Origin of the sequence: Aquimarina gracilis, from assembly GCF_035285365.1 — a bacterium.
GTDB lineage: Bacteria > Bacteroidota > Bacteroidia > Flavobacteriales > Flavobacteriaceae > Aquimarina > Aquimarina gracilis.
The window spans coordinates 1-14,829 of sequence record NZ_JAYKLX010000014.1; the positions used below are offsets into that span (position 1 = coordinate 1).

General features: G+C 32.7%; 11 protein-coding genes. 7 read left to right on the forward strand and 4 right to left on the reverse strand.

Features of this window, described 5'->3' with window-relative positions:
• Positions 1-279 precede the first annotated feature (279 nt).
• A complete protein-coding gene (locus tag U6A24_RS22865) occupies positions 280-999 on the reverse strand; it encodes a DUF4294 domain-containing protein (protein WP_324182357.1) in 720 nt (239 codons plus the stop codon).
• Between the two features lie 119 nt (positions 1,000-1,118).
• Here U6A24_RS22865 and U6A24_RS22870 point away from each other — a divergent pair, with 119 nt between their 5' ends.
• The 4 genes from U6A24_RS22870 (at position 1,119) to U6A24_RS22885 (ending at position 4,238) form a co-directional block, all read left to right on the forward strand.
• On the forward strand, positions 1,119-2,210 hold the full coding sequence (locus tag U6A24_RS22870; RefSeq protein ID WP_324182358.1) for a M42 family metallopeptidase: 1,092 nt from the start codon (positions 1,119-1,121) through the stop codon (positions 2,208-2,210).
• Positions 2,211-2,272: 62 nt separating this feature from the next.
• Positions 2,273-2,824, forward strand: a complete 552-nt coding sequence (locus tag U6A24_RS22875) for an NUDIX hydrolase (RefSeq protein ID WP_324182359.1) — start codon at positions 2,273-2,275, stop codon at positions 2,822-2,824.
• A gap of 99 nt (positions 2,825-2,923) precedes the next feature.
• Complete coding sequence (locus U6A24_RS22880) at positions 2,924-3,373, forward strand: Dps family protein (protein ID WP_324182360.1); 450 nt, start codon at positions 2,924-2,926, stop codon at positions 3,371-3,373.
• Positions 3,351-4,238: a hypothetical protein gene (locus tag U6A24_RS22885; RefSeq protein WP_324182361.1), complete on the forward strand. Its 888-nt coding sequence runs from the start codon at positions 3,351-3,353 to the stop codon at positions 4,236-4,238. Before U6A24_RS22880 ends, U6A24_RS22885 begins: the two co-directional genes overlap by 23 nt.
• Here the strand turns inward: U6A24_RS22885 and U6A24_RS22890 are convergent.
• Entirely contained in the window at positions 4,235-7,939 is a 3,705-nt protein-coding gene (locus tag U6A24_RS22890) for a metallophosphoesterase (protein ID WP_324182362.1), read from the reverse strand. The genes U6A24_RS22885 and U6A24_RS22890 overlap by 4 nt on opposite strands.
• 57 nt (positions 7,940-7,996) lie before the next feature.
• Here U6A24_RS22890 and U6A24_RS22895 point away from each other — a divergent pair, with 57 nt between their 5' ends.
• Positions 7,997-9,178 carry a Pycsar system effector family protein gene (locus U6A24_RS22895; protein WP_324182363.1) on the forward strand — a complete coding sequence of 394 codons (1,182 nt, stop codon included), beginning with the start codon at positions 7,997-7,999 and terminating at the stop codon, positions 9,176-9,178.
• A gap of 48 nt (positions 9,179-9,226) precedes the next feature.
• Here the strand turns inward: U6A24_RS22895 and U6A24_RS22900 are convergent, their stop codons facing one another.
• A complete protein-coding gene (locus U6A24_RS22900; RefSeq protein WP_324182364.1) occupies positions 9,227-11,593 on the reverse strand; it encodes a GAF domain-containing protein in 2,367 nt (788 codons plus the stop codon).
• 335 nt (positions 11,594-11,928) lie between these two features.
• On the opposite strand from U6A24_RS22900, the gene U6A24_RS22905 reads away from it, so the two are divergent.
• On the forward strand, positions 11,929-13,062 hold the full coding sequence (locus U6A24_RS22905; protein WP_324182365.1) for a TlpA disulfide reductase family protein: 1,134 nt from the start codon (positions 11,929-11,931) through the stop codon (positions 13,060-13,062).
• Between the two features lie 63 nt (positions 13,063-13,125).
• Here U6A24_RS22905 and U6A24_RS22910 read toward each other — a convergent pair whose 3' ends face one another.
• Positions 13,126-13,776, reverse strand: a complete 651-nt coding sequence (locus tag U6A24_RS22910; RefSeq protein ID WP_324182366.1) for a rhomboid family intramembrane serine protease — start codon at positions 13,774-13,776, stop codon at positions 13,126-13,128.
• A 143-nt stretch (positions 13,777-13,919) separates the two neighbouring features.
• Here U6A24_RS22910 and U6A24_RS22915 point away from each other — a divergent pair, with 143 nt between their 5' ends.
• Complete coding sequence (locus tag U6A24_RS22915) at positions 13,920-14,819, forward strand: lysophospholipid acyltransferase family protein (RefSeq protein ID WP_324182367.1); 900 nt, start codon at positions 13,920-13,922, stop codon at positions 14,817-14,819.
• Positions 14,820-14,829 lie beyond the last annotated feature (10 nt).

Sequence of the window (14,829 nt, forward strand, 5' to 3'; positions counted from 1 at the left end):
AATATACAACCCCTTTTTTAACCACCAAAACTTTTTTAAATTATTTTTGAAAAAGTTTCCCCCTAACCACAAAACCTCATGAACAACACAAAACATAAACCCCGTTTTGCGGGTGCAAACATATAATCTTTTCAATAAATAACAATGACTTTTTTAATCTATTTTTTTCCAGAATTGGAAACACTTGATTTTAAAAAAGATAGAAAACGAAGATACTAAAATTAATCAAAACGAAGAGAAAAAAAATGAACTATTTTATATTCAAAAAAGAAAAATGTATTAGTTCTTAATTGTATTAGTTGTTTTAATAGTATCTGTCCATTTATTCCTTAAATCATAAAAACTAAAATCTAAAGCTGTTCTTTGCTCTTCTAAAATATTAGATTGAAAGCTACGTTGTAGTATATCCTCAATCCAATAATCCTCCTCTACATTAATAGGATCGTATTCTTTCTTCAGAGAGATATTGAATATTTTGGCCGTATTATTATACCAAAAGGCCCTCCAACCACTACGGTATTCTTTAACCAAATTGAACATCGTTTTCCCAGTTTGTCGATGAACTAACTTGACCAATATCTGCCCTTCGGTTCGAGTCAACTTTTTCAATTCTGTAGTGAACTCTTCCTCCATATACTTCTGGAGTATCTTTATATATTTCTTTTTTCCTCTTTTGGAAGTAATACCCTCTAACCTTTCATTTAATGTCGACAACCTTTCTGAAGCTAATTTTGCATAGGGATATACCTTCCTGGTTTTACGTCTTAGTATAAGATATTTCCTTCTTGCTAATTTATCCTTAAAATTAAGCCTTCCTAATATTATTACTTCATCAAGATCTATGGCTTCATGTGGAATCGTATCTCCTTCAACTATATAATATTGCACATAACCAGTTGTATCAATCTTTGAGGAATCAATAGATTTTTGAGTATCATTTTGTGCACTCACAAAAGAACCAAAGAATATTAATAGTATGTAAGATAAATATTTTACCATAATAAATTATGAGGTCTTCTATTATTGTACCAAAATTAATAATTAACAGTTTCTAAAGCGTGAAATCTTTGTGAATATTGTTAATTTCGTAAAAAAACAATATTACAGCATTAAAAACTATGGCTAAAAAAAGCATATTAAACAAAAAGTCAATAAATTTTCTTGAAAAATATTTGAATAACCCAGCTCCGACCGGATATGAATGGGAAGGTCAAAAAATATGGATGGATTATTTAAAACCATATGTTGATGATTTTATTACTGACACCTATGGCACTGCAGTTGGAGTAATTAATCCCAAGGCAAAATACAAAGTCGTAATTGAAGGTCATGCCGATGAAATATCATGGTATGTAAATTACATTACAGACAATGGATTAATTTATGTTATCAGAAATGGAGGCAGCGATCACCAAATAGCTACTTCAAAACGTGTAAATATTCATACCAAAAAAGGAATTGTACAAGGTGTTTTTGGCTGGCCAGCGATACATACAAGAAATAAAGCAAAAGAACAACCACCGAAGCTAGATAATATATGTATAGACGTAGGATGCTCTAGCAAAGAAGAAGTTTTAAAACTTGGAGTACATGTTGGTTGTGTCATCACCTATCCGGATGAGTTTTTTATTCTTAATAAAAATAAATTTGTATGTCGCGCTTTAGATAATAGAATGGGTGGCTTTATGATTGCTGAAGTAGCTCGTTTGCTTAAGGAAAATAAAAAGAAGCTTCCGTTTGGATTATATATTACCAACTCTGTTCAGGAAGAAATAGGACTACGGGGTGCAGAAATGATCACTCACACTATTAAACCAGACGTTGCTATTGTGACAGATGTCTGCCACGACACTACTACTCCGATGATCGAAAAGAAAACACAAGGTGAGACCAAAATCGGTGATGGCCCTGTTATATCATATGCGCCGGCAGTGCAGAACAGATTACGAGAATTGCTTATTTCTACGGCCGAGGATAAAAAAATTCCTTTTCAGCGTATGGCGTCGAGCAGAATGACGGGTACAGATACCGATGCTTTTGCTTATAGTAACGGAGGTGTAGCCTCTGCCTTAATATCTTTACCACTTCGTTATATGCACACTACTGTAGAAATGGTACACAAAGATGACGTTGAAAACGTAATCAAACTTATCTACGAAAGTTTACTTAATATAAAAGCTGGAGAAACCTTCAGTTATTTTGGAAAGTAAATTAAAGTATAAATAAAATAAATCCCGCTCAAAATGAGCGGGATTTATTTTATTTTTAGAACATGGCAGATGAATTTATAGATGTTCTGGATAAAACCGGAAAACCCACGGGAGATATAAAACTAAAAACCGAAGCCCACAGGCTAGGGCTCTATCATGCTAGTATACATGTCTGGTTTTATACTGTCGATGGAAAAGTTTTATTTCAAAAAAGAGCATCCAACAAAGACACCTTCCCAAATTTATGGGATGTTTCTGTAGCTGGACATATCGGAACGGGAGAACTTCCTTTGAATTCTGCTATTCGAGAAATTGAAGAGGAAATAGGGCTTAAGATTACAAAGAATGATCTAGAATTTGTTACAATATATTTGTCCAAAAAAACTCCTAAACCTGATATTTTTGATAACGAATTTCATCATATCTATTTATCAAAACTAAGTACACCTATTCACACCCTAGTACTACAAGAAGAAGAAGTTGCAGCGGTATCTCTTTTTGAAATTAAAACTTTCAAAGACATTGTAAATAATAAAGAGCGTAATAATGAATTTGTACCCCATGATAAAGCTTATTATACATTAGTTCTTAAGGAAATCACAAATCGACTATAATAATATTGGTATTAGAACTAACTATTGTAATTTGAAAAGGAAACACCAAACTATAGTATTTTTGTATAGAATATCAAAAACCAATAAACAAAAACTATAATGAATTCAAATCAAAAAACTATAGAAGCATTGAATATATTGCTAGCGGATTATCATATGCATTATCAAAAACTATGGAATTTTCATTGGAACATTACCGGACCTCATTTTTTTGAATTGCATGTAAAATTTGAAGAACTTTATGAGGAAGCAAAACTAAAAATAGACGAAATTGCAGAACGAATATTAACATTAAGAGGAAAACCAATAAGTAACTTTAGTTCTTATTTAAGCACCTCAAATATTAAAGAATCCGATATTAATCTTAGGGATCAAGAAATGGTATCGGCAGTCCTGGAAGATCATGAGGTTCTTTTAAAACAACTGAAACTAGTAACCAAGACGGCGGATAATGCTAATGACGATGGAACTCTTGATATAACAGGAACCTATATTGGTGAATTAGAAAAAACTAGCTGGATGCTTAATGCCTGGAATCAAAGAAATTAACATATCAAAATTATCTTATTTCATTCTTTTGATAACATTATCTGTAAGTTGTCAAAAGAATGAAAACCTTAATCTCATTAAGATCTCTAGCTTACCTAATGCGATACATGAAATATCGGGAATTGTTATGTTATCTGACAACAAGCTGTATGCAATCAATGATTCTGGTAATGCCCCAATACTATTTCGTCTAAATCAAAAAGGAGAAATACTTTCTGAAATTAACGTCCCAAATGCAAAAAATAAAGACTGGGAAGATCTAGCCTATGATCTAGAGGACAACATTTATATTGGTGATTTCGGGAACAACAATAATGACAGAAAAGATTTAAAAATCTACAAAGTATCGGGAATTCTATCTGATACGATCGTTGTTTCCAAAATCAAATTCGCCTTTGAAGACCAGAAAAAATTTCCGCCAAAAAAGAAAAATTTCAATTTTGATGTTGAAGCATTCATTCATTTCAATGGAAATTTATATTTGTTCACCAAAAATCGAGCAAAAGAATCAATAAAAACGACTAAAATCTATAAAATACCGGCAACTCCTGGAAAACACATTGCAAAACTTATAGGACGATATGAAACCTGTAAAGATCCTTCAGATTGTTTGGTAACAGGTGCATCTATCAATAAGTCGCAAAATAAAATTGCCCTTCTTACACATAACAAAATATTTTTGTTTCATAAGTTTAAGGGAGATCACATACTTGAGGGAGATGTAACAAAAATAAAATTAGGCCATACTTCTCAAAAAGAAAGTATTTGTTTTAAAAATGATTCTACCTTTTTTATTGCCGATGAAAAGACCAGGCATAAAAAGGCGAAACTATACGAATTTAAACTACCCCCAATAGCGCACTAAAAACTCAATCCAAAACCAAAGGTAAATCTTAATCCATCATCACTATTAAACAAGCCTAACTGCCCACCTATAGTATCTACTGCATTGATCCATAATCCTCCACCAATAGAATCATGCCAGGTATCAGAATCTTCTCCATCCAACCAAACTCTACCAATATCATAACCCCCAAATACCCCTATTTGCAATGGCAATAAACCCGTCTTAAACTTATTAAAACTGTATCGCAGGTCACCGCTGAAAGCCAATGCACTTTCACCTGTAAAACGCTCTTCTCGATACCCCCTTAAACCATTAAGCCCACCCAAGGTAGCACCTTGGTAAAACTCAAAGTCGTCTCCAATATTTATTTGAGCGATAACATCGGTTTTTAAAACTAGTTTGCGGTTTCGAGTAATTGCATTATAAAATCCCATTTTTGGAATAATATACCCATAGGTTCTATCGGTATCATCAAGATTCATCCTTGCTCCTGCTTGAAGACTAAATAACATCCCCCGTGTTGGGTTTACAGCATTGTCATAGTTTTCAAATTTATATTTCACATCCAGGTTGGCAAAAAACTTACGCTCAAAAAATTCTGCGTCATTCGCAACAATACCAAGCCCAGAAGTAATAAACCTTCCTTGGGTATCTTGCACCTCGATACCTTCATAATTTGCTTTCACCGAAAACTCGGAACCATAAAATCCTTTTTTGGAAATGCCTATACCCGCTGCCCAAGTACCTATTTTTACCCTATTAAAATCAAGACCAAGTTCGTCATCGTCATTCGTGCTCTCGTTACCCAATCCAAAGAAATTTTGAGCAAAATTTTCACTTGTATACAATCCTGTAGCCAAAATATTCCAGTTTCCTAATGCATTCATAAATTCTCCAGAATAAGAAAGATCATAACCTTCAGTCTGAAAATAATATGCTGCTCTAAATCTATGCTTGCTCTGATAGGGATTGTTTTTAAAACCTTTGACTGTATATGTGTCGGTAACATTAACATTAAGTCCATCATCTGGATTAAAACCTATAAATGGAGCTACTACATTGGTCTTTTCTTTAAGCTTTCGATAATCGTAAATATTATAATTATAAATGTTGGTAAACCTAAATTTTGCTCCTCCCTTATTCTTAATAGTATTGGGCTTAGACCTATGATCGTATATTTTTAATTTCCTGCCATCTTCAATAGTGTAAATATCATTATTTTGCCCGCCAACAATTCTTACTTTGATTGGGTTCTTTCCTTTTCCTTTTACTTCAAATTGATCGTCATCATCCAAACCATAAATCCAAATTTCCTTGGTAAGGTTCGAATCAAAAACTCTTTCTGTATACGATGTTGTTACAGCTCCTTTTTTTATTCTGGAAACTCTTACCCTGGTTTTATCGTCCTCTCTAATAACTTCGAAAAAATCATCTTTGTCTGTCCCCGTAATTACAATATGCTTTGAAAGATATTTTTGGTATCGATCTGCAATATCTACAACATTATCCCTTCTGGCTTTTAAATCTTTTTTTATCTTTTTGGCGGTATCATCCTGAAGCTCCTCTGGAAGATTCGCAAACGCTTGATCTATTACTAAATCTGAAAGATTTTCTTTAATATACTTTGCTTCTTTTAGCCAAACCTCTTTTCCAGAATTCTGAATAAGTGCGCGATCCAAAGGCATACCTGATTGATTGATCCATCTTACTTTTTTAAGCTCTTCATCATAAACCTGAAACTTGCGTGATAGCGGAGAAACAAATTTTACTAAATCTAAAATTAGTCCGTCATAGTTAGAAAACACCTGATCTCTATCTCTAGGAATTGGTCTATATGTTTTTCCTTCTTCAGTATCAAAACGTGCCCATCTCCACTGATCAGAGTGGCGGTCCCAGTCGCCAAGAATCATATCAAATAATCGGGTTCTTATATAATGCGCTTCGTCTATCTTATATTTTTCATCTTTCCGAAGTTTACTTAAAAGATCATCTGTACTTTCGATATCATCTGGTTGCCCAAAAGAAATTTCATCCCCATATTCTTTACCTGGTCGCTCTTCAAGAAAGTAAATTTCATCTCCAAAACTTTCATTATACTTGCCCAAAGCTGGATGTTTGGGCACATAATACAATTCTGGATTTGCATGGTATACTCCAATTGCATCGGCCAAAGGACCTACGGTAAGAAAGGCATATGGATAGCTGGAGGTATAAAAATCTGAAAGCACATCTTCTGTGTATGTATTGTCAAATCCACCATCAAGATAGGTATATTTGAATGCTCCTTTTTGAAGGAATTGAGTAACACTTTTACGCATAGCTCTTAAACTATAACGTTTCCCTAGAGTATCTATAAGGCGCAATGATCTGGTCACCTGCCCCCCTCCTTGTCTTTCGATAGTAAAGCCCCCCATGAGGGTATCCAACGTAGCTATTGGGACCTTGATGTTTTTACCATAAATACTTCTATAATGATCTCCCCACATTGATCTAAAAAAACCTGATTTCTCAACTTCATCCTTTTTATAAATAGAAGCAGATATCTCGTCATCAAAAGTATTCGAGAGACCACCAAAATCGAATTCTTCTTCTTTTTCATGAACCTGGGTTTGATACACCAGCTTAGAGTTTCCATTTTCGTTACCATAATAACGAACAGTTGAAGATCCGTTTCTATAAACATCAAGGATCGCAAATCCTTGACCGGGGTATGAAAACAGGCCATCTTTACCCAAAGAAGCCGGTGAAACTTTGGCTCCTGACCCCGACACAATCTGTTTTGACCCATCACTATCCAAATATTGTAATGAATGTTCGTGCCCAGACACAAAAACTACTCTATCTATAGCTTTGGTCATAGTTTTAAGCCTTCTTATTAAAATATTGTAGCGATTATTTGATATATCTTGTGCTGTTACCCCTCCTTGAGCGCGAATCATATTAGCCAGAGATCCCAAAATTGGTAATGGAATTTTCTTTTTTGAAGGAAAAATGTGCTTGTCAAAACTAAATTTACCCCCATGTGGTCCATTGGTGAGCAAAGGGTGATGCATAGCAATAAGTATAGTTTTTTTGCTATGCTTTTTTAGCTCTCCTTCCAACTCAATAAAGAATTTTTCGCGAGTTTTAATTTCACAATCATCATTTATAGTTGGATGCTTGTCCCAATTTACCAAGTACCATTGTGTATCAAGTATTAACAAATGTACCTTGTCACTTATTTCGACACTTTCTATAGGACACCCACTAGACGGTAAAAAGACGTCATCTCTGCCCATTTTCTTTTTAATGTATTTTTCTTGCCTTTCTAAACCTTCTAATCCATCGTTATACCAATCATGATTTCCTGGAATAAAAATCACTTTCCCATCAAAATCTTTTACCGCATCGATTTGTGCATTAATTCTATGCTCGGCCAATGCTCTTTCAGGAGAATTTTTATCTGGCATCCCTTTTTGATAAATGTTATCTCCTAAAAAAATCAGATAATCATCCTTTGACTGAACAGTGTCAATTATCTTGGTCAAGGTAGACAAACCCTCAGTACTTTTGTTTAATTTGGCATAACCTGCATCGCCAACCAGAAAAAAAGTTTTCTCAATTTCCTGATTTGGTAATGTTTGTGAAAAATTTTCGACTTTATACTGAGGAGAATATGTTGCACATGATGCAAATAATAAAGCTGTGCAAATAAATAGAATCTTATTATATTTATTCATTGTTGCGGAGTACAATCTCTTTTTTTTAGTTATTTTGGTTATCGAAAAAATAAAAGCATGTCTTCATTAATTGAAAAAACAGATCACTTTGTATTGGAGCTTTTTGAAAAAGAGCTACCTAACTCGTGTATTTATCATAATTACGATCATACCAAAAGAGTATTTAAAAGTACAAAAGAAATCCTTGATAATACTAATATATCTAATGAAGATAAAGAAGTTTTATTGTTAACTGCCTTGTTGCATGATACGGGATACTCTAAAAGCTCTGAAAATCACGAAGAACACAGTGTAGAAATAGCAAAAGAATTTTTATCAAAAAACGGAGTTTCTTCTGAAATTATTAAAAAAGTGTGCCAACAAATTATGGCCACTAAAATGGAACATGCACCCACTAATTTGATGGAAGAAATTATTAGAGATGCTGATGCCTCTCATTTTGCAAAAGATTACTATGGCGAGACCAGCGAACTTTTACGTAAAGAGTTTAAACTTAACAATGTAAACAATTTAAGTGCTTCTGAATGGTTAAAAGCCAATATCGATTTGTTTCAAAATAAGCATCATTACTATACAGAATATGCCTTAACACATTGGCAACCCAAAAAGGAAGAAAATCTTTCCAAAATGCTGGAAGAGCAAGCAAAGCTTAAAAAAGAAAAGAAAAAAGAGAAAGAAAAATTAAAAAAACTGTACAAAGAAGAAAGCCCTGAAAAAGGTATTCAAACATTATTTAGAGTTACTCTTAGAAACCATTTAAAATTAAGTGATATTGCTGATACGAAAGCCAATATTTTACTTTCGGTAAATGCTATTATTATTTCACTTGCATTATCAAATCTTATCCCAAAATTGGATAACCCATCTAATCAATATCTTATTTATCCAACCATGATTTTCTTAATCTTTAGTATAGCCTCTATTGTACTATCGGTTCTGGCAACGCGCCCAAACGTGACTAGTGGAGAATTTACGCGTAAGGAGATTGAAGAGAAAAAAGTGAACTTACTATTCTTCGGAAACTTTCACAAAATGCCTTTGAATGAATATAAGTCTGCCATGACAGAACTTATGATGGATAAAGAATATATCTATGACACAATGATTAAAGATCTTTACTTCTTGGGTAGAGTATTACACAAAAAATATAAGATTCTTCGAATTACGTATACCGTTTTTATGATTGGAATTGTATCCTCTGTAATTTCATTTGTAATAGCTTTTAATACCTTGCAATAAAAGTTTCTGACAAAAAAATCCCGCTATAAAAGCGGGACTTTATATGGTTTATAGGTTTAATTCTTTCATCAAATCTTCATAAGTATAATATTCTTTGTCTTCTTCGTCTTTATGATAAAGAATATTAACACGTAAAGCTTTTAACCCCGTTACCCCCTGAAGATCTTCTACTTCTACAATTTCTATTTCTTCTTCGAGATAATTCTTGGATTGCAAGAAATTAATATACTTGATATACTCTCTCTCATCAGAACTTTGAGAATACACTATTACCAGTTTCCCTTTTTCTGTTATACGTTGATCTGTACCTTTAATTTTTGACTTGTCTACTCGTTTTTTAACAACTTCATACCTGGCATTGTATGTCCCATCTACATCAAAACGTTTTTCATCCATTCTAAATCGTACAGACAAAGAGGTATTAAACACCAATACCATAGAAGCGACATCCAAAGCGACAGGCAGATCCTTTTTCATTTGATAATATGCATTCTCCATTTCGCACATTATCTGCAATTGCCACAATCTCAAGTTATATAGGTATACCTTGTTAAAGGTATTATGTTTAGTAATAGATTCTCCAATATACATATTGTGTTCTACTCCATCAGACTTAAAACGCTCAAAATAATGAGGGTACATTCCCTGAGCTTCATCCTGTTTTTGATCAAGTAATGCTGCCAGTTTTTTGTTGATAATCATCACAGAATCATCATAGGCTTTGCGATGCTTATAAACAGTTTTTAAATTATTATCTAGTAACGTATTATACTTTTCTACCGCAACTTCAAGGTCTTTATTTTTTCTTCTTAGATGTTTAAATAAAGGAGTGATATCCTTTTTAATAAAATTGATTATTTTTTGCTCGCTATCAACTTGTAACTGTTCTGTTATAGATTCAATATAACGTGTAGTTCTATATTTCAGCTGCTCATAGATTGGTAAAGTATCTGCTTCTAACACTTTATTAATCACTCTTGAGATACCATTAAGTTGTAATACAAGATCCTTTTGTATGGCTTGGTTACGAGCTTCAGAAGAACCTTTAATATCAATCTGACCGTATAGAGGGTAGACATTATCAAATACAACTTCTTTAAAAGAAACCGGTGCTTCCTCAACCATAGCCCTAATAAACTGTTTTGCTTCTTGTCTAAATTTCCAATGTACACTAGGATGTATCGAGGTACATTCTTGCTGAATAATAAGCTCTAATTCATTTTCGGCTTTTGCCTTACTGCGTAATACAGAATCAACCAAATACGGCATTACATCTTGTAATTTATTTGCATTGATACTATTTAATTCATGAATATTTGGCGAAACTATTTCAAGAATACCTAACATTTTCCCTTCACTCTTTATAGGAGCAAGAATTGCACTGTTAATACCTTGAGCTACCAAATTTTTATACATCAATTCATCTGGAGTGGATTTCTGATATTTTTTTACATCAGAAATAGCAAAATACTTCGATTCTTCAAACAAATAATGGAATGTTCCACCACATAGTGCTTTATCACACTTATCAGAGAATTTATTATATAGAATATAACTATCAATATTTTTAAGAGGCACTCTTTCGATGACTTCTTCTTCAGGATTATAATTTGAGAAACCAACTTTAATCTCTCTCAGATTAAATATTGCCCTAAAAATTTCCTGAAAACTACCAACAAAATCTCCTTGTGTTTTATCATAACGTATAAGACTGGTTTTAAAATCTGATAAGGAAACATCGGTGGTTACATCAAACATATTGGCCAATACAATACCCTTAAACACCCAACTATTTGGAGTGAATTTTTCTTTCCAGATATCTACGTTATCAAAATTATCTAATAGCTCTGCTACATCTTCTTTGGTAATATCCCTTGCCTTTTCAGTCTTTATTATTTCTATAAAATCGGCATTATACATTATTCTGTAGTGTCTCATTATACCATTTGCATCTGGTATGTCATAAAAAAATGGCCTTCTGAAATCTATATTATAACCATAATAATTGTTTAGGATAATACTACATCCCATTATAAAATAATGATCTTCATCAAGATTTTTTATTTGAGGCTCAAAATTTTCACCTGCATCTTTTACGATGTTCTTATAACGTAGTGAAGATTGTAACACTGTATTATTAAAGGGTATTGTAGCTATTTTAATTTCGTTTGATTGTAATATCTGTGCAAAAGAGTCTTCTAGCACCAAATGAATTTGAGGTAACAATTCTTGCACACGTTCTTCAGTTTTAATCCCTTCTTCGAGCTCTGGATATTCTTCAAGGATTTTTAAAACACGCGTAGCACGATCCTTAAGAAGTTCATTATCACTTTTTAAAAAACTTCTATACTGTTCAAAAAACTTTGAAAAACTTATCCATATGTCTAGCGGAAAATCCTGCTCTAACACCCTCATATGCCCCTATTTACAAATATTTAACAAAAATAATATAATCAAATTTGCTTAAACAAACATTAACAATTAATTAAAATATATTTCAAGATCATTCAATATAATGACGAATTATTTGTCAAAAACCAGACCCCAGTCCATATTTTTTTTAATTAAACATAGAAAATCTATTAAAAGTAAGACTAAATAGTTTAGAATTTTGTTACACCCTAACCTAATTTTTAATCTTTTTTAAGTGTTTATTAGAAGTCATTAACAAATGTGATATCAAAAAGTTAATTTTTGGAGTATATACCTAGGATTCTTTATTTTTACGCCTACTAAAAAAAGTAAGAACTATGAAAAGAATAGCCCTACTAGCTATAATCATGCTAATTGCCTCATGTCAAAAAGAAGAAACTGGATATATCATATCTGCAGATGCGGCCGGATTTGATGATGGCACCGAAGTTTACATTAATGCCATTAGCCAATCCAATAGACCTGTAGTTATAGATACTGCGGTTATTAAACAAGAGAAGTTTGAAATCAAACTACCCCCTCCAGAAGGTCATGATTTCAATTATCTTACTTTTAAAAATGTTAGAGGAAATGTACTATATCTAGCAGAGAACAATCCTATCAAAATTACTATTTATAAGGATAGCCTGAGATCTTCAGTTGTAAAAGGCGGATCAGAAAACGAGCTATTCTTTGGGTATATCAAAAAAATACGAGCATTTTCTGATGAAAAAATAAAGTTAAACACTCAATATCAAATTGCAGCAAAATTAAATGAAGCAGAAAAAATAGCCAAAATAGCTATTCAGCAACAAGAGATCAATGAAAAAGAGAAAGAATACCGAACAGAAATAGCAGAGAAGAATGTTAATTCTTTGGTTGGTTTAATAGCATTAGGAGATTTAATGAATATGAAAATTCTTACTCCAAAAGATGCAAAAGAAAAATATGACATTTTAAGCGATGAATTAAAAAGTTCAAGAATTGGAAAAGACCTCAATGCCCGTATTAATAATGCTATAGCAAGCGCTTCTCAAAAAAGAATTGATATTGGCAGTGAAGCTCAGGACTTTTCTGGCCCTACTCCAGATGGAAAAACACTTTCTTTGAAAGAATCTATGGGGAAGGTTACTATTATCGATTTTTGGGCGTCGTGGTGTAAGCCTTGCCGAATGGAAAATCCAAATGTAGTAAGAGTCTATAACAAGTATCACGACAAAGGTCTTAATATTATAGGAGTTTCATTGGATAAAAAACAAGAAGCCTGGGTAAAAGCTATTGCAGATGATAAATTAGAATGGAACCACGTATCAAATTTACAATTCTGGCAAGATCCAATAGCAAGAGCCTATGGAGTTCGTTCAATTCCTGCTACTTTTATTTTGGATGAGAAAGGCAATGTAATTGCAAAGAACCTTCGTGGTCCTGCGCTAGAAAAAAAGATTTCTGAATTACTGGGAGGATCATTGTAAATAAAAAAAACACTCTTAAGAATAAGAAAAAAAAATGACCCTCTCCGGGTCATTTTTTTCTTTTTATAGCTTTCCTAATTTCTGTAAAACAAAAAGAATAACAATGGGTATTGCTAACAATCCTATCATTAATAAATTTTCCTGAAAAAGCCAGGGCGCCAAAATCAATGTAATAATATATCCGCCTACTGCTCCTCCAAAATGAGCATCATGACCTATATTATCTGAACGTTTCTTCATACCAAAAATAGAATAAAGCAAATACGCTATTCCAAAAACATAAGCCGGAATCGGAATGGGTATAAACATCAAATATAAACTCATATCCGGGCGAAACAAAATACCTGCATATATTATCCCAGAAACTGCTCCACTAGCTCCTACCGCACTATAATAGTATTCATCTTTATGAAAAAAAAGTGAAAACAAATTCCCCATCAACAAACTTCCGAAATAGACAATTAAGAATTTAACATTCCCCACAAAACTAAGCACGACCGGCGCAAAAAAATACAGTGTAAACATATTAAAGAACATGTGAGTTAAATCCACATGTAAAAACCCAGAGGTTAACATTCTTATCTGTTCTCCCCTTCGTATCCCTCCTATGTTAAATTTATATTTTTCAAAAAAAGAAAAATCATTAAATCCCTTTAACGACATCAATATATTTGCTCCAATAATAATAATTACAACAAGATCAAGGTTTCCCATGTATTTGTATTTTTATTCAAATATAAATATCCCGCCGTATTAAACCACATAAAATCTATTTTGATTTAAAATCATGTATTAGCATTCCTTTATGATTTAAAAAATTGAATAATTTTATCTTTGTGGGCTTAATTTAATTCTTCATGCAACTTATAGTATATCGTTTGGTATATCCCATTTTGTGGCTTATCTCTAAACTGCCTTGGCGACTATTTTATATGCTTTCTTCTTGCATCTATATTCTTATCTATTATATAATTGGTTATCGAAAAAAAATCGTTAGCACTAATCTTTCTTTAGCATTTCCCGAAAAGTCGGCAAAGGAAATCAAAAAAATACGGAAAGATTTTTATAAGCATATGTGTGATCTCTTCATGGAAATGATCAAAAGTATGTCGATTTCTAAAGAAGAAATGATTAAAAGGTTTAAAATTATAGAGCCCGAAGATTTCAAGAATTTACAAGCAAAAAACAAGAGTATCGTTGTTTTGATGGGGCATTATGCGAATTATGAATGGGCAATAGCAGCTCAGTTTGAATTAGATTTTCCTATAGTAGCCGTATATAAAAGAATTAGGAATAAATATTTTGATCAATTGGCACATCAAATTCGTGGTAAGTTTAATAACAGGCTTATTGAAAGTCACAAGGTAATTAAAGAAATCACAAGAGATAAAATAAACAAAAACCTATGTGCTTATGGCATGCTATCTGATCAATCTCCCAAATTAAAACACGCACATTATTGGACAGATTTTATGGGAATCAAAATACCCGTGATTACTGGAGGCGAGGTACTATCCAAGCGATTAGACATGGCAGTAGCATATCTAAAAGTCGAAAAAGTAAAACGTGGATATTATGAAGCAAAATTTGTTACTATAACTGATAATGCTAAAAGCTGCGAAGAGCATTACATAACCAAAACATACATCAGAATGCTCGAAGAACAGATTAGAAATCGACCAGAATTATACCTCTGGACTCACAAACGATGGAAACATCGAGACGCCGAAATTCCAAAAGGAGCAATACTCGATTAGGAATACTAAT

Excerpts from the sequence above, each read along its gene's own strand:
- U6A24_RS22910 (WP_324182366.1), bottom strand. The coding sequence starts at position 13,776 with ATGGGAAACCTTGATCTTGTTGTAATTATTATTATTGGAGCAAATATA.
- U6A24_RS22875 (WP_324182359.1), top strand. The coding sequence starts at position 2,273 with ATGGCAGATGAATTTATAGATGTTCTGGATAAAACCGGAAAACCCACG.
- U6A24_RS22880 (WP_324182360.1), top strand. The coding sequence starts at position 2,924 with ATGAATTCAAATCAAAAAACTATAGAAGCATTGAATATATTGCTAGCG.
- U6A24_RS22890 (WP_324182362.1), bottom strand. The coding sequence starts at position 7,939 with ATGAATAAATATAATAAGATTCTATTTATTTGCACAGCTTTATTATTT.
- U6A24_RS22870 (WP_324182358.1), top strand. The coding sequence starts at position 1,119 with ATGGCTAAAAAAAGCATATTAAACAAAAAGTCAATAAATTTTCTTGAA.
- U6A24_RS22915 (WP_324182367.1), top strand. The coding sequence starts at position 13,920 with ATGCAACTTATAGTATATCGTTTGGTATATCCCATTTTGTGGCTTATC.
- U6A24_RS22905 (WP_324182365.1), top strand. The coding sequence starts at position 11,929 with ATGAAAAGAATAGCCCTACTAGCTATAATCATGCTAATTGCCTCATGT.
- U6A24_RS22885 (WP_324182361.1), top strand. The coding sequence starts at position 3,351 with ATGCCTGGAATCAAAGAAATTAACATATCAAAATTATCTTATTTCATT.
- U6A24_RS22900 (WP_324182364.1), bottom strand. The coding sequence starts at position 11,593 with ATGAGGGTGTTAGAGCAGGATTTTCCGCTAGACATATGGATAAGTTTT.
- U6A24_RS22895 (WP_324182363.1), top strand. The coding sequence starts at position 7,997 with ATGTCTTCATTAATTGAAAAAACAGATCACTTTGTATTGGAGCTTTTT.
- U6A24_RS22865 (WP_324182357.1), bottom strand. The coding sequence starts at position 999 with ATGGTAAAATATTTATCTTACATACTATTAATATTCTTTGGTTCTTTT.